16 protein-coding genes are annotated in these 21,211 nt (G+C 63.5%); 8 read left to right on the top strand and 8 right to left on the bottom strand.

Annotated elements, in window-relative coordinates; all coding sequences use genetic code 11:
* Positions 1 to 40: 40 nt before the first annotated feature.
* A complete protein-coding gene (rimO, locus tag AB8A23_RS20995) occupies positions 41 to 1,369 on the top strand; it encodes a 30S ribosomal protein S12 methylthiotransferase RimO (RefSeq protein ID WP_439058339.1) in 1,329 nt (442 codons plus the stop codon).
* A 107-nt stretch (positions 1,370 to 1,476) separates the two neighbouring features.
* Here the strand turns inward: rimO and AB8A23_RS21000 are convergent, their stop codons facing one another.
* From AB8A23_RS21000 to pcsA, 3 genes are read right to left on the bottom strand one after another with little or no spacing between them, the layout of a single operon-like run.
* Positions 1,477 to 2,451: a quinone oxidoreductase family protein gene (locus AB8A23_RS21000; protein ID WP_068731670.1), complete on the bottom strand. Its 975-nt coding sequence runs from the start codon at positions 2,449 to 2,451 to the stop codon at positions 1,477 to 1,479.
* 56 nt (positions 2,452 to 2,507) lie between these two features.
* Positions 2,508 to 3,245, bottom strand: a complete 738-nt coding sequence (locus AB8A23_RS21005; protein ID WP_089264384.1) for a TerC family protein — start codon at positions 3,243 to 3,245, stop codon at positions 2,508 to 2,510.
* On the bottom strand, positions 3,242 to 3,976 hold the full coding sequence (pcsA, locus tag AB8A23_RS21010) for a phosphatidylcholine synthase (RefSeq protein ID WP_439058338.1): 735 nt from the start codon (positions 3,974 to 3,976) through the stop codon (positions 3,242 to 3,244). Before pcsA ends, AB8A23_RS21005 begins: the two co-directional genes overlap by 4 nt.
* Positions 3,977 to 4,112: 136 nt before the next feature.
* Here pcsA and AB8A23_RS21015 point away from each other — a divergent pair, with 136 nt between their 5' ends.
* Positions 4,113 to 5,315, top strand: a complete 1,203-nt coding sequence (locus tag AB8A23_RS21015) for a UbiH/UbiF family hydroxylase (RefSeq protein ID WP_439058337.1) — start codon at positions 4,113 to 4,115, stop codon at positions 5,313 to 5,315.
* 14 nt (positions 5,316 to 5,329) lie between these two features.
* On the opposite strand, the gene AB8A23_RS21020 is transcribed toward AB8A23_RS21015, so the two are convergent.
* Positions 5,330 to 6,283 (bottom strand): AEC family transporter, encoded by a 954-nt coding sequence (locus AB8A23_RS21020; RefSeq protein WP_439058336.1) that lies wholly within the window; start codon positions 6,281 to 6,283, stop codon positions 5,330 to 5,332.
* Between the two features lie 121 nt (positions 6,284 to 6,404).
* On the opposite strand from AB8A23_RS21020, the gene hspQ reads away from it, so the two are divergent.
* Positions 6,405 to 6,737 carry a heat shock protein HspQ gene (gene hspQ, locus AB8A23_RS21025; RefSeq protein ID WP_089264388.1) on the top strand — a complete coding sequence of 111 codons (333 nt, stop codon included), beginning with the start codon at positions 6,405 to 6,407 and terminating at the stop codon, positions 6,735 to 6,737.
* 185 nt (positions 6,738 to 6,922) lie between these two features.
* Here hspQ and AB8A23_RS21030 read toward each other — a convergent pair whose 3' ends face one another.
* A complete protein-coding gene (locus AB8A23_RS21030) occupies positions 6,923 to 7,747 on the bottom strand; it encodes an invasion associated locus B family protein (RefSeq protein WP_439058335.1) in 825 nt (274 codons plus the stop codon).
* A 366-nt stretch (positions 7,748 to 8,113) separates the two neighbouring features.
* Between AB8A23_RS21030 and AB8A23_RS21035 the strand changes: the two genes are divergently transcribed.
* From AB8A23_RS21035 to AB8A23_RS21050, 4 genes are all read left to right on the top strand, one after another.
* Positions 8,114 to 9,841, top strand: a complete 1,728-nt coding sequence (locus tag AB8A23_RS21035; RefSeq protein ID WP_439060484.1) for an extracellular solute-binding protein — start codon at positions 8,114 to 8,116, stop codon at positions 9,839 to 9,841.
* Positions 9,842 to 9,845: 4 nt separating this feature from the next.
* Entirely contained in the window at positions 9,846 to 11,354 is a 1,509-nt protein-coding gene (locus AB8A23_RS21040) for an AMP-binding protein (protein WP_439058334.1), read from the top strand.
* Between the two features lie 105 nt (positions 11,355 to 11,459).
* Positions 11,460 to 12,695, top strand: a complete 1,236-nt coding sequence (locus AB8A23_RS21045) for a GGDEF domain-containing protein (protein WP_439058333.1) — start codon at positions 11,460 to 11,462, stop codon at positions 12,693 to 12,695.
* 73 nt (positions 12,696 to 12,768) lie between these two features.
* Complete coding sequence (locus tag AB8A23_RS21050) at positions 12,769 to 13,161, top strand: PRC-barrel domain-containing protein (RefSeq protein ID WP_093758623.1); 393 nt, start codon at positions 12,769 to 12,771, stop codon at positions 13,159 to 13,161.
* Positions 13,162 to 13,319: 158 nt separating this feature from the next.
* Here AB8A23_RS21050 and mfd read toward each other — a convergent pair whose 3' ends face one another.
* Together mfd and AB8A23_RS21060 are read right to left on the bottom strand one after the other, a co-directional pair.
* Positions 13,320 to 16,838 carry a transcription-repair coupling factor gene (mfd, locus tag AB8A23_RS21055; RefSeq protein ID WP_439058332.1) on the bottom strand — a complete coding sequence of 1,173 codons (3,519 nt, stop codon included), beginning with the start codon at positions 16,836 to 16,838 and terminating at the stop codon, positions 13,320 to 13,322.
* Positions 16,835 to 17,125, bottom strand: coding sequence for a succinate dehydrogenase assembly factor 2 (locus AB8A23_RS21060; RefSeq protein ID WP_439060483.1), 291 nt, complete (start codon positions 17,123 to 17,125; stop codon positions 16,835 to 16,837). Before AB8A23_RS21060 ends, mfd begins: the two co-directional genes overlap by 4 nt.
* Positions 17,126 to 17,303: 178 nt before the next feature.
* Here AB8A23_RS21060 and recG point away from each other — a divergent pair, with 178 nt between their 5' ends.
* Positions 17,304 to 19,409, top strand: coding sequence for an ATP-dependent DNA helicase RecG (gene recG, locus AB8A23_RS21065; protein WP_439058331.1), 2,106 nt, complete (start codon positions 17,304 to 17,306; stop codon positions 19,407 to 19,409).
* 1,005 nt (positions 19,410 to 20,414) lie between these two features.
* Here recG and AB8A23_RS21070 read toward each other — a convergent pair.
* On the bottom strand, positions 20,415 to 21,188 hold the full coding sequence (locus tag AB8A23_RS21070) for a DUF502 domain-containing protein (protein WP_374725664.1): 774 nt from the start codon (positions 21,186 to 21,188) through the stop codon (positions 20,415 to 20,417).
* Between the last annotated feature and the right edge of the window lie 23 nt (positions 21,189 to 21,211).

Here is a 21,211-nt window from a genome sequence, read left to right on the forward strand (position 1 = left end):
AATGGGACTACCTGCTGCCTCTCAATCAGGCAGATCGAACATGCAACAGGCCGCCGCGCCGAAAATCTCCTTTGTGTCACTGGGATGCCCGAAGGCCCTGGTGGATTCCGAGCGCATCATCACGCGCCTGCGGGCCGAAGGTTACGAACTCGCCCGCAAGCACGACGGCGCCGACATCGTCATCGTCAACACCTGCGGCTTTCTCGACAGCGCCAAGGCGGAGTCGCTGGGCGCCATCGGCGAAGCCATGGCGCAGAATGGCAAGGTCATTGTCACCGGCTGCATGGGCGCCGAGCCCGAGCAGATCGAAGCCGCCTATCCCAACCTGCTGTCGATCACCGGGCCGCAGCAATATGAAAGCGTGCTCGACGCCGTGCATCGTGCGCTGCCGCCGGTGCACAATCCGCACATCGATCTGGTACCCCCGCAGGGCATCAAGCTGACGCCGCGGCACTACGCCTATCTGAAAATTTCCGAAGGCTGCAACAACCGCTGCACCTTCTGCATCATTCCGAAGCTGCGCGGCGATCTCGTCTCACGCCCGGCCAACGAAGTCCTGCTCGAAGCCGAGAAGCTGGTGAAAGCCGGCGTCAAGGAATTGCTGGTCGTGTCACAGGACACCTCGGCTTACGGCGTCGACATCAAATACGCTACCAGTCCATGGAAGGACCGTGAGGTCCGCGCCAAGTTCTACGATCTCGCCAAGGAGCTCGGCGAACTCGGCGCCTGGGTGCGGCTGCAATATGTTTACCCGTATCCGCATGTCGACGAAGTCATCGGCTTGATGAATGCCAACAAGAATGTGCTGCCCTATCTCGATATCCCGTTCCAGCATGCCGCTCCGGACGTGCTCAAGGCGATGAAGCGCCCGGCGGCGCAGGACAAGACGCTGGCACGGATTAAGAAGTGGCGCGAGGAATGTCCGGACCTGACGTTGCGCTCGACCTTCATCGTCGGCTTCCCCGGCGAGACCGAAAGCGATTTCCAGTATCTGCTCGACTGGCTGGAGGAAGCGCAGATCGACCGCGTCGGCGCATTCAAATACGAGTCCGTGGCCGGCGCGACCTCCAACGCCATCGCCAATGCGGTGCCTGAAGAAATCAAGCAGCAGCGCTGGAATGCGTTGATGGAGCGTCAGCAGAAAATCTCGGCGCGCCGCTTGAAGCGTAAAGTCGGAACGCGCCAGCAGATCATCATCGACGAGGTCGGCCCGACCGTGTCGAAGGGCCGCTCGAAGGCGGACGCTCCCGATATCGACGGTTCGGTCTATATCACCGCACGCCGGCCGCTGAAGGTCGGCGAGATCGTCACGGCGAAGATCGAACGCGCGGACAATTACGATCTGCACGGGACCGTGGCGGGATTCTAAAGCGATACTGTCTCAGCCGTCATTGCGAGGAGCACTTGCGACGAAGCAATCCAGCACTTTCTCGTCGCACTGGATTGCTTCGCTGCGCTCGCAATGACGACGATCGTTTACACCTTCAAAATCACCGCGCCTGTGGTCTTGCGTGCTTCCAGGTCCACATGCGCCTTGGCCGCATCCTTCAGCGCATAAGCGTGATTGATCGGCACATGCAGCTTGCCGTCGATCACAGCCGAGAACAGCGTATCGGCGCCCTCCAGCAATTCCGAGCGCTTGGCAACATAGTCATTCAGCTTCGGACGCGTCGCGAACAGCGAGCCGTGATTGTTGAGTTCGGCGATGGCGAATGGCGGCACAGGACCCGACGCGTTGCCGAACGACACCCACATGCCGCGTGGCTTCAGGCATGAAAGCGACCCCGGATAGGTGGTCTTGCCAACGCCGTCATAGACCACGTCGCAGAGTTCGTTACGGCTGATCTGCTTCACGCGATCGACGAAGTTCTCTTCGTTGTAATAAATGACGTGATCGCAGCCATTGGCCAGCGCCAACTCGCCCTTCTCTTTCGAGCCGACGGTGCCGATCACATGCGCGCCCATGGCTTTGGCCCACTGGCAGGCGAGCAGACCGATGCCGCCAGCTGCGGCGTGGATCAGTACGCGATGATGCGGCTCGACCTTGAAGGTCTTGTGCAGCAGATACCAGACCGTGAGGCCCTTCAGCATCAGCACGGCGCCCTGCTCGTGGGTAATGCGATCGGGCAGTTTCACCAGCCGGTCGGCGGCAAACACGCGCTCGGTGGCATAGCTGCCGAGGGCCGAATAATAGGCGACGCGGTCGCCGGGATGAAAGCCGGTGACGCCCGGACCGACCTCGATGACTTCGCCGGAGGCTTCATTACCGGCGATGAACGGCAGCTGCGGTGCCTTGTAGAGGCCGCTGCGGAAGTACGTATCGATAAAATTGACACCAATGGCATGCTGGCGGATGCGCACCTCACCCGCAGCCGGTGCCGGGACCTGCACGTCTTCATAAGTGAGGACTTCGGGTCCACCGATCTCATGGACGCGGACGGCTTTGGTCATCGTTCAATCTCCCTGAATGACTTTGGTCTCAAGCGATAACCAACACCCGCCTGATGTCAACCTGTGCCCGGCTGGGCCCGCTTGCGGCGATTGCGCTTCGCCAGCACGTTGAACAACTCCACCGCCGCCGAGAACAGGATGGCGAAATAGATGTAACCGCGCGGAATATGGAATTTGAATCCATCCGCCATCAGCGAGACGCCGATCAACACCAGGAAGGCCAGCGCCAGCATCTTGGTGGTCGGATATTGCGCTACGAAGCGCGCCACGGGTCCGGACGATACATACATCACCGCACAGGCGATGATGACGGCGGCAACCATGATCTCGATATCCTGCGCCATGCCGATCGCCGTGATGATGGAGTCGAGCGAGAACACGAGATCAACGACGATAACCTGCAGGATCACCCAGGCAAAGGCGTTCGGTGCCGGCTTCTCGTTGCCGGGTCCCTCGCGCGCCTCGACCTCGGCATGAATCTCGTGCGTTGCCTTGGCGATCAGGAATAGACCGCCACCGATCAGGATCAGATCGCGCCAGGAGAATGCGAGGCCTCTCACCGTGATGACGGGTTCGGTCAGGCCGATCAGCCAGACGAGGACGCTCAACAGGATGATGCGGAACACCAGCGCCAGCGCGAGACCGATCTGGCGTGCGCGGGTGGCCTGCGGCTCCGGCAGCCGCGACACCAGAACCGACAGGAAAATCACATTGTCGATACCAAGTACGATTTCGAGCGCGGTCAGCGTCAAGAGCGCGGCCCAGGCTTCGGGGCTGGAAAACAGTTCGATCATGATTTGGAGGGCCTCATGAGGCGGATGACGGCGTCACCGCAGACAATGTAAAAAGCGATCGCGCAGAGAGCGACCGTAATAGGCAAAGCAACAGCGAAGTTCTGTATCAGCGTGATGACGGCCAGCACAGCCCAGATCGCCATCAGTGACAGGTTCAACCGGCGCAGACGCGTCACGCGAACGGGATGCAGCACATGCACCGGCACAAAGGTCAGGACGATCAGCGCCAGCATCGCAAGGCTCGCCATGACGGGTGATGGTTGCAGCAGGAACAGATAGAACGCCGCCCCGTTCCACAGCGCCGGAAAACCGCGAAAGTGGTTGTCGTCGGTCTTCATGCGCTTGTCGGCAAAATATAGTGCGCTGGTGATGACGATCCCGGCACCGAGCAACACCGCCGTCCACGGCACCAACAGACCGGAGGCAGCGATCGCATAGGCCGGCACGAACACGTAAGTGAGGAAGTCGACCACGAAATCGAGCGCATCGCCCGACCAATCCGGCAACACGCGGCCGACGTCGAAGTGTCGGGCGATCGGGCCATCGAGCCCGTCAATGATCAGCGCCAAACCGAGCCAGCCGAACATCACAGCCCATTCGCCGCGCACGGCGCTCATCATGGCAATGAGTGCCACGCCGGCACCGAGCGCAGTAAAGATGTGAACCGAGAACGCCGCCGCGCGCGCGGATCGTGACGACGACGGGAGTTGGTCCGGACTCGAAGCGGTCATATGCCGGGAATTGCTAGCAGGAATCCGCCCGATTTGCACAGGCACCGATGCGGCACTCGGCCGCCCGATCACGCGGGAACGATTCCGCGGCACGTAACGGCTTGAAAATACCGGGCCAAAGGCCGATGGTCCGGCCATGACCGAGACCCCTGTTTCCACCTCCATCTATGATGTCGCCGTTGTCGGCGGCGGTCCTGCCGGCCTTGCTGCAGCCCTCGCGCTGGCCGAGACCGGCGCCCGTACCGCCCTCGTCGCCCGCCGCGTCCCCTATGGCGACAACCGCACCACCGCGCTGCTGGGCGGCTCCGTCGCGTTTCTGGAAAGCCTCGACGTCTGGCGCCGCTGCGCCGACAAGGCGGCCGCGCTGACGACCATGCGGCTGGTGGACGACACGGGCCGGCTGATCCGTGCGCCCGAAGTCAAATTCGTCTGCAGCGAGATCGGCCTCGAGACCTTCGGCTACAATATCGAGAACCGCGAATTGATGATCGCGCTCGAAGCGCGCGCTGCGGAATTGACCAATCTCATTCGCATCGATGATGAAGCCGATACGGTCTCGCCGGACGAGATGCAGGTTCAGGTCCGCACGCGGCAAGGCCAGGTCCTGGTGGCACGGCTGATCGTCGGCGCCGATGGCCGCCAGTCCCTGTGCCGCGAGGCAGCGGGCATTTCAGTCAAGCGACGCGCGCTTGACCAGACCGCGCTGACCTTCAACATCGCGCATAGCCGGCCGCACAAGAACATGTCGACGGAGTTTCACACCCCCGCCGGTCCCTGCGTGTTCGTGCCCCTGCCCGGCAATCGCTCCAGCGTCGTCTGGGTCAACAAGCCCCGGGATGCCGAGCGCCTGATGGCATTGAGCGACGAGGCATTGTCGGACGCCGCCGAGAAACAATCGCATTCGATCCTCGGCCGGGTTCAGGTTGAGCCGGGTCGACACACGTTCCCGCTGGCAATCGAGCAGCCCGCACAGCTAGCAAAGAACCGCATCGTACTGGTCGGCGAAGCCGCGCATGTGGTGCCGCCGATCGGTGCGCAGGGTCTCAATCTTGGCCTGCGCGACGCCGGCGATATCGCTGACGTCGTTCGCGATGCCGGCATGAATGGCGCGGATATCGGGGCAGCGCCGGTGTTGGCGCGTTTCGAGCAGATACGCCGCAGCGATATCTCCTCGCGTACCTTCGCTATCGATATGGCCAACCGCTCGCTGCTGAGCGATCTCCTACCGATGCAGGTGATCCGCGCGGCCGGCATGCAAGCGATGGGGTCCATAGGCCCGTTGCGCCGGCTTGCGATGCGCGAGGGCCTGTCGCCGTCGTGGCGCAAGAGTGCTTCCTAGAGATCTCGCGCGTCCTAAGGAAACGCAATCTGGCCGGTCTTCAGGAAATACATCACCGAGGTCAGTGTCAGAACGGACACGAAAGTGCCGAGCAGCACCGCGACAGAAGCCGGTTCGATCCAGCTATCGTACTGCCGCGCGATCACGAACACGTTCAGCGCCGGCGGCAAGGAAGCGAGCAGCACGGCCGTCGCGGCCCATACCGGCGGGAACGGCCCGAGCAGCAACATCAGGCCGAACACGATTAGCGGATGGATGAGCAGCTTGATGAAGATCAGGCCAGGTACCTCCCACGGCACGCGCCCCAGCGGCCGCAAGGCAACCGTCACACCGAGCGCGAATAGCGCAACGGGCGCGGCCGAATTCTGCAAGAACAGCAGCATGCCGTCGATGGCGACCGGCAGCTGGATGTGAAACGCCGCAACGAAAGCGCCGAGATAGGCTGCGACGATCAGCGGATGCAGCACGATGTGCTTGATGACAATGCCGATGGTCGGCAGCAGTGGACGCTTGTCGCCTGAGGTCAGCGCCATCATCAGCGGCGCGATCGAGAACAGGAAGATGCTGTCGAAACAGAACACCAGTGCGGTCGGCACCGCCGCCTTGGGGCCGAGCACCGCCAGCGCGAGCCCCGGTCCCATATAGCCGATATTGCCGTAGCCGCCGGCGAGCCCCGCCATCCCGGCCTCGCGCATGGTCAGCCGGCCCAGGAATTTACCGGTGCCGACCGACAGGAAGAACGCCGTCGCAGTCGCCAGCGTGGTCCCGATCACAAAGGGCAGATTGTTGAGTTCCTCGAACGGCGTCTTCGCCATGATGCGGAAGAACAGCGCCGGCAGCGACACATAGAGGAGGAAGAAATTCATCCAGGCGAGGCCGGATTCGGGCAGGTTCTTCACCTTGCCGCAGGCGAAGCCGATGAAGATCAGCCCGAAATACGGCAGTGCGAGATTGAGGACGTCCATCATTTGATGCGTGTTTTTCTTGGTTCTTGGCCCGGCGGGCGGGATAGCGGGGAGCGGCTTCCGGCTGTCTTAATTCCGTCGTTTGCCTCTAGCATCGGCCACAATCCTGGTCTATTCGACCAGAATGATTAAAGCGCGGACCGCCAAATTCCAGATTGGACAGATCGTCCGCCACCGGATCTTTTCGTTCCGGGGGGTGGTGTTCGACATCGATCCGGAATTCAACAACACCGAAGAATGGTGGCTGTCGATCCCCGAAGACGTTCGTCCGAACAAGGACCAGCCATTTTACCACCTGCTGGCCGAGAATTCTGAGTCGGAATACGTCGCTTATGTCTCCGAGCAGAACCTGCTTCCCGATGAATCCGGCGAGCCGATCCGGCACTCCCAGGTCGCCGAGATCTTCATCAAGGACAAGTCCGGCAGCTACCGGCCACGCAATCCGTCGCTGAATTAGCCCGCTTAACGTTTCACGCCTCTCCCTCGTCCGTTATTGCGAGGAGCACTTGCGACGAAGCAATCCAGCTTTTGGCTTGCTGAATTGCTTCGCTGCGCTCGCAATGACGTGGATGGGTCAACACCTCAACCCAACAAAAAAGGCGCTCATTTCTGAGCGCCTTTTCGTTTGTCTGTTGAACCAGCTTACTTCGCGGCCGGATTGGCCGGGGCCGCCGGTGCTGCACCAGCTGCCGGCTGCTGGGCTTCGAGCTTGGCGCGGGCTTCCGCTGCGCGCTTCTGCAGCTCTTCCTGCAGCTTCTTCTGGGTTTCTTCGAACACCTTCGGATCGGTCGGCGGACCGTCATAGGCCTTGGCGAATTCGGCCAGCGGCAGCGGCAGCGTCAGCGGTGCGCCGTTGGAGTTGATCGCCTGCACGATCAGGTTCTGGCCCTTCTTCAGATTGGCCAGGAGCTCCGGAGTGACTTCGTAATCCGACATACAGCCATTGGCGAAGCAGATCACATAGGGGCTCTGCGCCGGGGCATTGCTGTCCACGATCACGCGGGTGCCGTGCACGAGCTGCATGCCGAGCGGCAGCGTCACGCGCAGGATCTTCTTCGGTTCGCCTTCCGGCTCGATGATGACGGCGGCGATGACGGGCTGGCCCGACTCGATGCGGCCGTCCTTGCCGGTGAAGCAGACCTGCTTCGCGTTGGCGTCCTGGCCCTTGAGGCAGAACTTGGTCCAGGGCGCGTAGATCAGCTGAACCTGCTGATCGGCCGGCGGCGCGCCTGCGGCCGGCGCCTGGGCGGCGGGAGCAGCCGGAGCAGCAGCCTTCGGTGCAGCTTTCGGCGCGGCCTTGGGCGCAGGCGCAGCAGCCTTCGGCGCCGCGGCCGGCGGCGCAGCAGGCGCAGGAACCTGCGCATACGCAACCGGAGCGATCATCGTGGCGGTCAAGGCCGTCGCCGCCAGAAGCGCGAAGCCCCGCCCGCGCGGCAGAACCGACGCAGCCAAGAGACGGAAATTCATTTCGGAAAACCCTTTCTGAACGGAGGCGCTCATATCCCGGAGGCGGCGCTGACAGTCACCCGTTGGCGGGTGTCTCGGTGCCAATTAAGGCCGTTACGTGACAGGCCGCGCCGTCCTCGTCAATTGTCCGCTTTCAATACAGCGGCCGACGAAAAGATCAATGGCGCCAGCCCTATTTGATGCACGGCACAGGTTCGGGGCGGGCAGCCATGGTAAAGTTCCTCTGTGAAATCAACCGAATCAAATCGCACACATGCACAGGGTCTCTCGACCCTGTCCAAGGTGATCGCGGCGCTGGCCTGCTGGACGGCTCTGGCTGGCCCAGTGGTGGATTCCGCACAGGCCGATCCCAGCCACGCGATCGCCATGCACGGCGCCCCGGCCCTGCCACCCGATTTCAGGCAGATGCCCTATGCCAATCCCGACGCGCCGAAAGGCGGCCGCATGGTCCAGGGCGTTCTCGGCACCTTCGACAGCCTCAATCCCTTCATCGTCCGGGGCATCGCGGTGCCGCAGATGCGCGGCTATGTGATCGAAAGCCTGATGGCCCGCGGCCAGGATGAGGCCTTCACGCTTTACGGCCTGCTCGCCGAGAGCGTCGAGACTGATGACGCTAGAAGCTTCGTCACCTTCCGGATCAATCCCCAGGCCAAATTCTCCGATGGCAAGCCCGTTCTGGCTGCAGACGTGCTGTTCTCCTGGCAGTTACTGCGCGACAAGGGCCGGCCCAATCACCGGCAGTATTATTCGAAAGTCGCCAAGGCCGAGGCGCTGGATGAGCGCACGGTGCGCTTCGACTTCGGCGGCCAGGCGGATCGCGAATTGCCGCTGATCCTCGGCCTGATGCCGGTGCTGCCGAAACACGCCGTCAATCCCGACACGTTCGAGGAAACCTCGATGGCGCCGCCGCTGGGCTCCGGGCCATATACGGTGACGGCCGTGAAACCCGGCGCGGCGGTGACCCTCACCCGCAATCCCGCTTATTGGGGCCGCGATCTGCCGATCAATCGCGGGCTGTGGAATTTCGACGAGATCCGCCTCGACTACTATCGCGAGGCCAACACCCATTTCGAAGCCTTCAAGCGCGGCCTCTACGACTTCCGCGTCGAGAACGAACCGCTGCGCTGGCACGACGGCTACACATTCCCCGCCGCCACGTCCGGCGAAGTGATCCGCGACAGCATCAAGACCGGCCTGCCGAAGCCGTCGGAATTTCTGGTGTTCAACACGCGGCGACCGATGTTCGCAGATATTCGCGTACGTCAGGCGCTGACGCTGCTGTTCGATTTCGAGTGGATCAACCGCACCTACTTCTTCGGCCTCTATGCCCGTTCGGCAGGCTTCTTCGCGGGCTCAGACCTCTCGGCCTACATGCGCTCAGCGGATGATCGCGAACGAACGCTGCTGCAGCCCTATGGCGCAAGCATCGCGGCCAACATTCTGGATGGCAGCTACCGCCTGCCGGTCAGCGATGGTTCGGGCCGTGACCGTCCCGCGCTGCGAACTGCGCTGGCACTGCTGAAGGATGCCGGCTACGTGCTCGATAACAACGTGCTGCGGCGGCAGTCGGACAAAACGCCCCTCGCCTTCGAGATCCTCGTCACCACCCGCGATCAGGAACGCATCGCGCTGGCCTATGCACGCGATCTCAAGCGCGCCGGCATCATTGCCAATATCCGCTCCATCGATGCCGTGCAGTTCGACCAGCGCCGCATCAATTTCGAATTCGACATGATCCAGAATCGCTGGGACCAGTCGCTGTCGCCGGGCAACGAGCAGTCGTTCTACTGGGGCTCGGAAGCCGCCGACAATCCCGGCACCCGCAACTATATGGGCGCGAAGAACCCCGCCGTCGATGCCATGATCTACACCATGCTGGAGGCCCGCGACCACGGTCCCTTCGTCGATGCCGTCCGCGCCATGGACCGTGCGCTGATCGCCGGTTTCTACGCTATCCCGCTCTACTATGTCGGCGAGCAATGGATTGCGCGATGGAATCGGATAGAACGACCTTCGACCATCGCACTCTCAGGCTATTTGCCGGAGACCTGGTGGGCCAGAACGCTGCCAGCTTCGCCGCCGAACCGGAAGTGACACCGTGACCACACCCACACCGAACGCCTCGCCCACCCTCGACGGTCTGTTTCGCCGCATCCTCAGCCGGCAGCCGCAGGCGCTGGCGCTGGTCGATCCCGCCGACAAGCTGCGCGTCACCGCAACGGAACCGCAGCGGCTGACCTTTGCGGATGCCGATCGCGCGATCTCGGCGCTGACGGCGCATTTCATGGAGGCCGGCCTCCCCGCCAATTCGGTCATCGCCGTCCAGCTGCCGAACACCGTCGAATTCGTGCTGACCGTGCTGGCTGCGCACCGCGCCGGCCTCGTCGTCGCGCTGCTGCCGCAGCTCTGGCGCCAGGCCGACCTGACCATGGCCCTGAATCGCTGCAGCGCGCGGGCGCTGGTGACGTCGAGCAAGATCGATGGCGTCAGCCATGCCGACCTGATCATGAACGCTGCGGCCGAGGCCTTCTCGATCCGCTATGTCGGCGGCTTCGGCAGCGATCTGCCGGAAGGCATGACCCCGCTCGACGCCGTATTGACCGGCGAATTCGCCGAGCCCACGCCGGTGACGCAGGACGCCCGCCGCGCGGCTATCGTCTCCTTCGATGTCACCTCCGATGGCTTCCGCGCAGTGCCGCGCACGCATCTCAACCTGATCTCCGGTGGCCTCGCCGTCTTCCTGGAAAGCGGCATGCCACAGGGCGCCACGATCATGTCGGCGATGGTGCCGTCGTCTTTCGCCAGTATCGCCTCGTCGCTGGTGACCTGGCTGCTGTCCGGTGGCGTGCTCGCTTTGCATCATCCGTTCGACAATGCGGTGCTGGAACGTAGCATCGCTGCCAATGCCTGCGACGTGCTGGTGGCGCCCGCGCCGCTGGCGCAGCGTCTCGCCGAAGGCGGATTGCTGGATCGTTCGCCCGTGCTGCGCTACGTGCTCGGCCTCTGGCGCGCGCCTGAACAGGTCGCGGCTTCGCCGGCGTGGCCCGGCTCGCAGGCCTCGTTCACCGACGTCTATCTGTTCGGCGAAGCTGGCCTGTTCGGCGCCGTCCGCGGCGACGACGGCTTGCCCGTCGCCATCATGCCGGGCCCGCACGGCGCGCCGCGCGCCCAGCAAGGCTCCTCCATTGCCGGCGACATCATGCTGACGCCCAGGGGCACGCTGGGCCTCCGCGGCCCGATGGTACCGGTGCTGGCCTATACGGCCCAGGCCGACGCCAGCAACGCGCTGATCCCCGCCCAGCCGCTCGATTATGTCGATACCGGCTATATGGCCCGGCTCGACCGCGCGACGGGCGCGATCAATATCACCGCTCCGCCCTCGGGCATCATGGCCGTCGGCGGCTATCGCTTTCTGGCGCAGGACCTCAACGAATGGGCCAAGCGGCTCGGCGAGAACGCGATGCTTACCGCGCTCCCCGATCGGCTCAGCGGCTACCGCCTCGCCGGCCGCGCCAGCAATAACGGCCGCGCCCGCGACGCTCTGACGGAACTCGGCCTCAATCCGCTGATGGTCGAAGCCTTCCGCGACCGTGCCGCAGCCGACTGAGCGAGCGAAAGCGATCCTGAAAATGCGAGCGATCTCATTGACTCTGCATTAAGGACGTCGGGCTAGCCTGCCGCGATCAGTTTCGCGTAGAGGTTCAGCTCAAGCATGTCCGACCAGGCCACGATCGTCGCCGTCTCCAACCAGCAGCCGGCCGCGTTTGCGACAGCCCTGGCGGAGAGCAACATCTTCCCGGTTGTCGATGCGACATGGGCCGAGGCACTGGATGCGGTGGCGCGGGTACAGCCGGCCGCCGTCGTGGTGTCGGCTTCCGCTGACGACATGCCGACCTTCCAGGCGCTGGCGAAGCGCCTTGGCGCCAAGCAACCTTATGTGCCGCTGATCGCGATCGATCCCGCCACGGACTTGCCCGGCCATGCGATCCCGCTCACGCAGACCGACGGCAATTTCGATCGACTCAGCGCGCGACTGCGCAACGCGCTGCGTGTGCGCACGCTGCACGCCACGGTCATGCGACGCCTGACCGCCGAAAACCTGCATCGCATGTCCCTGCAGTCGGACCCGCTGGACGATGCGACGGTGATGCTGATCGGCCGCGGCGGTGGTTATGCCGCGCTGTCGGTTGCGCTCGGCGAACGCGTCGGCGTGGTCGGCGCGCTCAGCATCGAGGCTGCCGCCAAGCACCTCAATGCGCGCGACCTCGATGGTATCGTCATCGGCGAAGGCTTCAGCACACGCGTCGTTGACGCGTTTCTCACTGTCCTCACCGAGGACGCACGCTTCCGCAATCTGCCCGTTGTCGTCACCGTGCCCGGCCTGACGCCAAGCTACGATCTCGCCAATCTCGAAATGGTCGTCGGAGACGCCGACACCGTCGCGGCCACGGCGCTGCCGCTGCTGCGCCAACACGCCTTCGAGGCGCGTCTCGGCCGCACCTTGAAATCGATCGAATCCGACGGGCTGCTCGATCCCGCCACCGGCCTGCTGACGACAGCAGCCTTCGAACGCGACATCGCGACCGCCGTCTATCACACGCAAACCCGCGGCGGCGGATTGTCGATGGCCCGGTTCTCATTCGACAATATCCCGCTGCGTGCGCAGCGCGACGCTGCGCGGATCATCAGCCGGCTGATGCGGCGGATGGACTTCGGCACGCTGCAGAGTGACGGCTCGATCGTGGTCGCCTTCGCCGAAACCGACCAGCGCAACGCCCATATGATCGCCAGGCGGCTCTCCAGCGTGATGAAGCACACCATGCACGGACCCAAGCGCGATGCGCGCAACGATCCCCATGTCACCGTGATCACGATGGAGCCAACGGATACCGCGAAGTCGCTGCTGGCGCGCTTGCATGGCGAGGACGCGCAACGCGCAGCGTCATAAGTTCCAGAAATAAAATCAGGAACGAAGTATCGAACGTCGCATTGTAGGTGCATCTGCAATGGAGACAACGATAATGAAAAAGCTTGCACTGATCACCGCTTCCCTCGCCCTTCTCGCCACGCCGGTTCTCGCGCAGTCGACAGTCACGACGGGGGCTGCGCCCGCCGAGGCAAAGTTCTCGACCGTCTCCAAGGAGGAGATGTTCTCGTCCAAGCTCAAGGGCCTGAACATCACCAACCAGAAGGATGAGACGATCGGCGAGATCAGCGATCTCGCAATCAAGAACAACCAGGTCGACGCGCTGATCCTGTCAGTCGGTGGCTTCCTCGGCATGGGCGAACACTACGTCGCAGTCTCGCCCGCGTCGGTGAAGGTGAGCCTGAACAAGGACAACAAGTGGGTGGCGTCGATGAACACCACCAAGGAGGCCTTGAAGGCCGCTCCGGAATTCAAGTACCCGAAGTAAGCATCGCGTAGTTCAACGAACGGCCGTCGGCAGCAATGCCGGCGGCTGTCTTGTTTTGCGGCATGCTCTGTCCTCATCCTGAGGAGCCGCACTTTGGCGGCGTCTCGAAGGATGCGTGTTCGGCGCTGCTCCTCAGGATGAGGACGGAGCGAAAGCGCCTAAGCCGCCTTCTTGCTCTCCGCGAGCCCCGCCAGCGCGCGCAGGATCTCTGTTGCGCCTTCGAGACGTTCTTCCGGCGTTCCCCAATCCTGCAGGAACACCACCTTCATATCCGGGCGCACCTTCGCGGCCTGGCCATACTGCTTGATGAAGAATACCAGCCTGTCCGGCTGCGCGAACGAGTTGTCGCGGAACGAGATGACAACGCCCTTCGGACCGGCATCGACCTTCTCGACATTGGCGCGGCGGCAATAGGCCTTGATGGCCGCGATCTTGAACAGATAGCGCACCTCATCCGGCAGCACGCCGAAACGGTCGCGCAGTTCGGCGGCGAAGGCAGCGATCTCGTCATCGGTTTCGAGATCGGCAAGCCGGCGATACAGCGACAGCCGCACCGCAAGATCGGCGACGAAGTCGTCGGGGATCATCACCGGCATGCCGAGCGTGATGGTCGGCGACCACCTGTCGGCAACCGGCTCGGAAATACCCGACTTGAGCGCCAGGATCGCCTCTTCCAGCATCGACTGATACAGCTCGAAACCGACTTCCTTGATGTGGCCGGACTGTTCTTCGCCGAGCAGATTGCCGGCGCCGCGGATATCCAGATCGTGCGAGGCGAGCTGGAAGCCGGCGCCGAGGTTCTCCAGCGACTGCAGCACTTTCAAACGGCGTTCCGCCTGGCCGGTGATCTTGTGCGTCGACGGCAGCGTGAACAGCGCATAAGCGCGCAGCTTGGAGCGGCCGACACGGCCACGCAGCTGATAGAGCTGCGCCAGGCCGAACATGTCGGCGCGGTGGATGATCAGCGTGTTGGCGTTGGGAATATCCAGCCCTGACTCCACGATCGTGGTGGACAGCAGGATGTCGTATTTGCCGTCATAGAACGCCGACATGATGTCCTCGATAACCGTCGGCGCCATCTGGCCATGGGCCACAGCGACCTTCATCTCAGGCACATGCTTGTCGAGGAAGTCCTTCACCTCGGCGAGGTCGTCGATCCGCGGCACGACATAGAACGCCTGACCGCCGCGATAACGCTCGCGCAGCAGCGCTTCGCGGATCATCAAGGGATCATGCGGCGCCACGAAGGTCCGCACGGCGAGACGATCGACCGGCGCCGAGGCGATGATCGATAGATCGCGCACGCCAGTGAGAGCGAGCTGCAGCGTGCGCGGGATCGGCGTGGCCGACAGCGTCAGCACATGGACATTGGCGCGGAGCTGCTTCAGCCGTTCCTTATGCGTCACGCCGAAGTGCTGCTCCTCGTCAACCACGACGAGGCCGAGGTCCTTGAACTTGATCGACTTGCCGAGCAGCGCATGGGTGCCGACGACGATGTCGATGGAGCCATCCGCAAGGCCCTTCTTGGTCGCCGTCAGTTCTTTCGGCGCGACCAGCCTTGAGGCCTGCGCGACATTCACCGGAAAGCCCTTGAAGCGCTCCGTGAAGTTCTTGGCGTGCTGGCGCGCCAGCAGCGTGGTCGGCACCACGATGGCGACCTGCTTGCCTTCCATGGCGACGGCGAAGGTGGCGCGCATGGCCACTTCCGTTTTGCCGAAGCCGACATCGCCGCAGATCAGGCGATCCATGGGCTTGCCATGTTCGAGATCGTGTAGCGCGGCGTTGATCGCGGTCTGCTGGTCCTCGGTTTCCTCATAGGGAAAGCGCGCGCAGAACTCGTCATACTGCTCGCGCGGGACGACGATCCGCTCGGTCTCGCGCAGATGCCGCTCAGCCGCGATCTTGATGAGCTCGCCGGCAATTTCCTGAATGCGGTTCTTGAGCTTGGCCTTGCGTGCCTGCCAGCCGGAACCGCCGAGCTTGTCGAGTTCGACATTGGCCGCGTCGGAGCCGTAGCGCGACAGCAGTTCGATATTCTCGACGGGGAGAAACAGCTTGGTCTCGTTGGCATAGCGCAATTCGAGACAATCATGCGGCGCGCCGCCGACCTGCAACGTCTGCAGCCCGACGAAACGGCCGATGCCGTGTTCCACATGGACGACGATGTCGCCGGCAGCGAGACTCGTGACTTCCGAGATGAAGTTGTCGAGCTTGCGGCTCGCCTTGCGCGGCCGCACCAGACGGTCGCCGAGGATGTCCTGTTCGCTGATGACGGCGATCTGGTCGGTCTCGAAACCGGATTCCATGCCGACCACGGCCAGCATGGTTTCGTTGCGCGGCGTCGCCTGCACCGCGCGCCAGGAATTCACCATCTGCTGGTTCAGCAGCTTGTGATCCTTCAACATGCTCGCCATGCGGTCGCGCGAGCCTTCGCTCCACAGCGCGACAACGACCTTCTTGCGCTCCGCCTGCAGCGCCTGGATATGAGCTACCACGCGCTCGAACACATTCACATTGGCGTCGGCGCGCTCCGGCGCGAAATTGCGGCCTGCCCGTGCGCCCGCGTCGACCACGCCCGGCGTGCCGTCCGGCACGGCGAACGGCGACAACCGCGCCATTGCGAGATCATCCAGCCGTTTGTGCCACTCGCTGTCGGTCAGATAGAGCCGGTCCGGCGGCAGCGGCTTGTAGATCGCGCCGCTGCCCGGCGTGCCCATCACCTCGCGGCGCGCCTCGTAATAATCGCCGATCTGCTTGAAGCGTTCGGTCGCTGCATCTTCGCCCTGCGGCTCGATGGCGACCGGCGTGCCCGGCAGATAATCGAACAGCGTGTCCATCCGGTCCTGGAACAGCGGCAGCCAGTGCTCCATGCCGGGATGACGGCGGCCTTCGCTGACCGCTTCATAGAGTTGGTCGTCGCGCTCCGGCGCGCCGAATTGCGCGACATAGCCCATGCGGAAGCGGCGGATGGTTTCGGTGATGAGCTGGAATTCCGACACCGGCACCAGATCCAGCGCGCGCATATCCATCAGCGTGCGTTGCGTCTCGGCATCGAAGGCCCGGATCGATTCCAGACTGTCGCCGAAGAAGTCGAACCGCACGGGCTGGTCCAGGCCCGCCGGAAACAGATCGAGGATGCCGCCGCGCACGGCATATTCGCCGGGCTCGCGCACCGTACCAGAGCGGGTGTAGCCGTTGTGTTCGAGCCAGGCGACAATGGAGTCCATCGGCACCACATGGCCGGGCGCGACCGACAGCGCCTGCGCCGCGACGATCTCGCGGGCCGGCACGCGCTGGACGACGGCGTTGACCGTCGTCAGCACGATCATCGGCTTGTCGCTGCCGGTGAGGCGCGACAGCCGCGCCAGCGTGGTCATGCGATGCGCGAGAATGCCGCCATGAGGCGAGACGCGGTCGTAGGGCTGGCAGTCCCAGGCCGGGAATTGCAGCACCGGTAGATCTGGCGCGAAGAATTCCAGCGAGCGCGCGAGCTGCTGCATCCGCGGCCCGTCACGGCAGATCACGGTGAGGCTCACCGCCGGCGGCTTCGGCTTGGCCGCAACCGCGCGTGCCAGATCGGCAACGATCAGGCCTTCGGCACCCTCGGCGACATTGGCAAAGGTCAGCGCACGGCCGGGCGCAAGCTGCGCGGCCGGCGAGGCAACGGGGGATTTCATAGAGGCTTGTCCAGATTCCGGAACAACTTGATGCGCTCGAACAGCGGCGTGCGGTACTCTTCGTCCAATTGGGTATCACCGACAAAGGCCGGATAAAGCTCGGGGTCTTCGAGGCCGATCAGGTCTTCAAGCTGCTTGAGTTCGAGGTCCGCCAGAATGCCGATCTCGGCATCCGCAAAGCGGCCCAGAATGAGATCCATCTCGCGCGTGCCGCGGTGCCAGCAGCGGAACAGCAGCCGCTTGCGGCGGTCATCCAGGCCGTTGCTCGATCGTGTCGTTCCCGTCATCTGTCCATCCCGCCCAAAGCCCGCAAACGCAGAAAGCCCGGACGTGCCGGGCAGGCTCATATAGCCTCCGCTTCCGCCCCTGTCAGCACCTCATAACGCATTGCTTTCGCCTTGAAATGCATCCAACTCTCGCAAATACCGTAGCTCTCTCGCCGTGCTGGCCACCTGAGTCGTCCTGATGCGCCCTGAAGTGCTCAATCCCCTGTTCGTCCCGGTCACCAGCATGTCCGGCATCGGGCCGAAGCAGGACAAGCTGCTGCGCTTCCTGCTGGACCGCGTCGAGACGCCGCGCATCGTCGATCTCTTGCTGCATCTGCCGGTCAGCGTGATCGACCGCCGCGACAGGCCGAAGATCAACGAGGCCGAGATCGGCGCCATGGTGACCCTCGAAGTCACCGTCGATCGCCATCGCGAACCGCCGCCCGGCCGCTCCCGCGCGCCGCATCTGGTCTATGCCCACGACGACACGGGCACCGTGATCCTGACCTATTTCCGCACCTATCCCGGACAGATCGAAAAGCTGCTGCCGGTTGGCGAGAAACGTTATGTGTCCGGCACGACGCAGCTGTTCGACGGCATGCTGCAGATCACCCATCCCGACCGCGTGGTCGACGAGGAAGGCTTCGCCAAGCTCACGGGCATCGACGCGGTCTATCCGCTGACGCAGGGCCTTGCGATCACCTCGCTGCGCAAGGCCATCGCGCAGGCGCTGACCAAACTGCCGGCACTGCCTGAATGGATCAGCCCCGAAGTGATCCGGCGCTGCAAGTTCCCATCGCTGGCGGAGGCGTTGCAGCGCGTCCATGTGCCGGTCGAGATCACCGACGTCCTTCCGGAAGGGCCGTTCTGGTCGCGCCTCGCTTTCGATGAACTGCTCGCCGGCCAACTGGCGCTGGCGCTGGTGCGTGCGCAACTCCGTCGTCCCGCCGGCGATCGCAATGCCGGCGATGGTCACATCCGCCGCAAGATCATCGACGCCCTGCCCTATGCGCTGACGCAATCGCAGCAGCAGGCGACCGCGGCCATTGCCGATGATCTCACCAAGCCGCTGCGCATGCTCCGGTTGCTGCAGGGTGACGTCGGCTCGGGCAAAACCGTCGTGGCGCTGCTGGCCGCTGCGGCCGCCGCCGAGGTCGGCAAGCAGACAGCCTTGATGGCGCCGACGGAAATTCTCGCGCGCCAGCACATCAAGACCATCACGCCGCTGGCCGAACGCGCGGGCCTGCGCGTTGCCATCCTCACCGGCCGCGAGAAAGGCCGGGAGCGCAAGGATATCCTCGCGCAGCTTGCCGCGGGCGAGATCGACTTCATCGTCGGCACCCACGCACTGATCCAGGACGACGTCGCATTCAAAGCGCTCGCATTGGCTGTCGTCGACGAGCAGCACCGTTTCGGTGTCCGCGAGCGCCTCACGCTGACCAACAAGGGCAGCGCGGTCGATGTGTTGGTGCTGTCGGCGACGCCGATCCCGCGCACGCTGGTGCTGACTTACTTTGGCGACATGGACATCTCAGAACTTCGCGAAAAGCCTGCGGGCCGCCAGCCGATCGAGACCCGCACCATGTCGGCGAGCCGGCTGCAGGACGTCATCGACGGCATCGGCCGCGCGGTGGACAACGGCAAGCTGATCTACTGGATCGTGCCGCTGGTCGAAGAGTCCGAGATGGACGGGCCGAAACTCACCAATGCGGAAGAGCGCTTCGAGAGCCTGCAGCAGCGGTTCGGCGACAAGGTTGGCATCGTGCATGGCCGGATGAAGGGGGCGGAGAAGGACGCGGCGATGGCGCGCTTCGCTGCCGGCGAGACACAGATCCTTGTCGCCACCACGGTGGTCGAAGTCGGCGTCGACGTACCCGCCGCCACCATCATGGTGATCGAGAATGCCGAGCGTTTCGGCCTCGCGCAACTCCATCAGCTCCGCGGCCGCATCGGCCGCGGCTCGGAGGCGTCCACATGCCTCCTGCTCTATCGCGAACCGCTCGGCGAGATCGCCACCAAGCGCCTCAAGGTGATCAAGGACTCCACTGACGGTTTTCGCATTGCCGAGGAAGACCTCAAGCTGCGCGGCGAAGGCGACGTATTAGGAACGCGTCAGAGCGGCATGCCCGGCTTCCGCATCGCGCGGTCGGAGGTTCATGCACAGCTGATCACGCAGGCGCGCGACGAAGCGCTGCGGATTTTGCAGGACAATCCGAAACTGACAGGCGAGCGCGGCGAGGCGCTGCGGTGCTTGCTGTATCTCTATGAACGCGACGAGGCGATCCCGCTGATCGGTGCCGGATAGCCGCCGGAAATCCCAAAGTGTCCATCGTCATTCCGGGGCGCACGAAGCGGCGCAGCCGCGTAGTGCGAACCCGGAATCTCAGAGTGTTTGGCGCTGACTAGAGACTCCCATGCTGGGATTCCGGGTTCGCCTGCGCGAAGGCGCGCAGCCGCCCTCAGGCAAACCAATTGGTTTGCCGGGGAATGACAGTGTGGGGCGGCAAGACAGCACCGAAACATTTTTTCCTATCTCCCGTTGACAACATCCCCATCAGGTTTATATTCCCCTTCGTCCTGCCCCATCGAGAGGGGCGATCGCGATCGTCACGTTCGCGGGGTGGGATGCGGTGGACGCCGGAGATGCGGCGTCACGCGGTTCATGGGGGACGTCTGTCTTCGGGCAGGACGGATCTGCGCCAGCACTGCCACTGGCAAGGACACGGCCGACCTTGAGATGGACAGAGCCCTGGACAGTGTGACGGACGACCAAATCGAAACGCGTTCGGCCAAGTGCTTTGCGGCTACCCTGTCCCTCCGCCCTGGGACATTAATTTTGGTGATGGGACCGTTCGCCATGGCAGATGTGCAGGCAACCGAAAAAACACCGCAGGCGGAACGTCGGGCACTTGCTCGGCGCCTCCGAAAGTCCTGATGCACTCTCAATTGCGGAAGACCGCATCGCATCAGGCCCAAGGGTGCAACGGGCACCCGGCGTTCCGCACGCCCTCTCAACAGAGGGCGGGAATGCAAACCACGACGGCGCCCCCGCGCCGCAAATAATGGGGGTGATGACGCATGTCTGAAGAGCAGTGGCTGTTTGACAGTTGAATCTGAAATAACGTGACGCGCGCACGCTCAAACCAGACGCCGTCATGCCCGGCGCATGCCGGGTATCCACGCCTTGGCGACGTCCACAGCAAGGCGTGGACGGCCGGAACAAGTCCGGCCATGACGACCGAGAGCGTTACGAGGCATCGATTGATAGGTTTCGCGAAGACGCTCATCCCATCAACAAAGCCGTGGCGCCTCAATCCACCTGTGCTGGCTGCTTCGCTGGCGGAGCATTCGCGATACCCGCTGCCGTTGCCATCTGCGCCAATGCCGCGATCTTCTTCTGCGAATCGGAGCCCGGCTGTACGACGCCCGCTGACATGATCAGCGTCGCGGCATCCTCGGCGGACATGTCGATGTCGATGATCTTGCTCTTCGGCACATAGAAGAAGAATCCCGTCGTCGGATTCGGCGCGCAAGGCAGGAACACCGAGATGTGCTCCTCCTGCCCCGGCAGGCTCTTCGCCACTTCGGTGCTTGGTGGTTGCGAGATCAGCACGATCGACCACATGCCGGGCGACGGGAACTCGACGAGACCGACTTTACGGAAACTCGATCCCGAACCCGAGAACAGCGTCTCGAACACCTGCTTCAGCCCGCGATAGATCGCGCGCACCACCGGCATGCGGCCGAGCAGGTTCTCGCCGAGATCGACCAGGGAGCGGCCGATCAGGTTGGCGGTGAGGAAACCCAGCAGCGTCAGCGCCACGAAAGCGACGATCAGGCCGGACCCCGGAATGCCATAAGGCAGATATTGTTCGGGCCGATAGGCCTCCGGTACCAGCGGCCGCACGATCGCATCGACCCAGGTGACGAACCACCAGGTCAGGTAAAAGGTAATCGCGACCGGACCGGCAACGATCAGACCGGTGAGGAAATAGTTGCGGATCCGGGCCATGAAGCCGCGCGGCGCCTCGGGCGGCGGGTCGCCAACGGGCGGGGTCAACGGCAAATCGGGGCGTTCCATCAGCGTTTCAAATCCATCTGGCGCGG

Origin of the sequence: Tardiphaga sp. 619_E2_N8_4 (genome assembly GCF_051810905.1) — a bacterium.
GTDB classification, from domain to species: Bacteria; Pseudomonadota; Alphaproteobacteria; order Rhizobiales; family Xanthobacteraceae; genus Tardiphaga; species Tardiphaga robiniae.

What these genes read in the sequence shown, in the direction of transcription:
- mfd (WP_439058332.1), bottom strand. Translation starts at nt 16,838, where the DNA reads ATGAAATCCCCCGTTGCCTCGCCGGCCGCGCAGCTTGCGCCCGGCCGT.
- AB8A23_RS21060 (WP_439060483.1), bottom strand. Translation starts at nt 17,125, where the DNA reads ATGACGGGAACGACACGATCGAGCAACGGCCTGGATGACCGCCGCAAG.
- AB8A23_RS21020 (WP_439058336.1), bottom strand. Translation starts at nt 6,283, where the DNA reads ATGATGGACGTCCTCAATCTCGCACTGCCGTATTTCGGGCTGATCTTC.
- hspQ (WP_089264388.1), top strand. Translation starts at nt 6,405, where the DNA reads ATGATTAAAGCGCGGACCGCCAAATTCCAGATTGGACAGATCGTCCGC.
- AB8A23_RS21035 (WP_439060484.1), top strand. Translation starts at nt 8,114, where the DNA reads ATGCACGGCGCCCCGGCCCTGCCACCCGATTTCAGGCAGATGCCCTAT.
- AB8A23_RS21015 (WP_439058337.1), top strand. Translation starts at nt 4,113, where the DNA reads ATGACCGAGACCCCTGTTTCCACCTCCATCTATGATGTCGCCGTTGTC.
- AB8A23_RS21005 (WP_089264384.1), bottom strand. Translation starts at nt 3,245, where the DNA reads ATGATCGAACTGTTTTCCAGCCCCGAAGCCTGGGCCGCGCTCTTGACG.
- recG (WP_439058331.1), top strand. Translation starts at nt 17,304, where the DNA reads ATGCGCCCTGAAGTGCTCAATCCCCTGTTCGTCCCGGTCACCAGCATG.
- AB8A23_RS21045 (WP_439058333.1), top strand. Translation starts at nt 11,460, where the DNA reads ATGTCCGACCAGGCCACGATCGTCGCCGTCTCCAACCAGCAGCCGGCC.
- rimO (WP_439058339.1), top strand. Translation starts at nt 41, where the DNA reads ATGCAACAGGCCGCCGCGCCGAAAATCTCCTTTGTGTCACTGGGATGC.
- AB8A23_RS21030 (WP_439058335.1), bottom strand. Translation starts at nt 7,747, where the DNA reads ATGAATTTCCGTCTCTTGGCTGCGTCGGTTCTGCCGCGCGGGCGGGGC.
- AB8A23_RS21050 (WP_093758623.1), top strand. Translation starts at nt 12,769, where the DNA reads ATGAAAAAGCTTGCACTGATCACCGCTTCCCTCGCCCTTCTCGCCACG.
- pcsA (WP_439058338.1), bottom strand. Translation starts at nt 3,976, where the DNA reads ATGACCGCTTCGAGTCCGGACCAACTCCCGTCGTCGTCACGATCCGCG.
- AB8A23_RS21000 (WP_068731670.1), bottom strand. Translation starts at nt 2,451, where the DNA reads ATGACCAAAGCCGTCCGCGTCCATGAGATCGGTGGACCCGAAGTCCTC.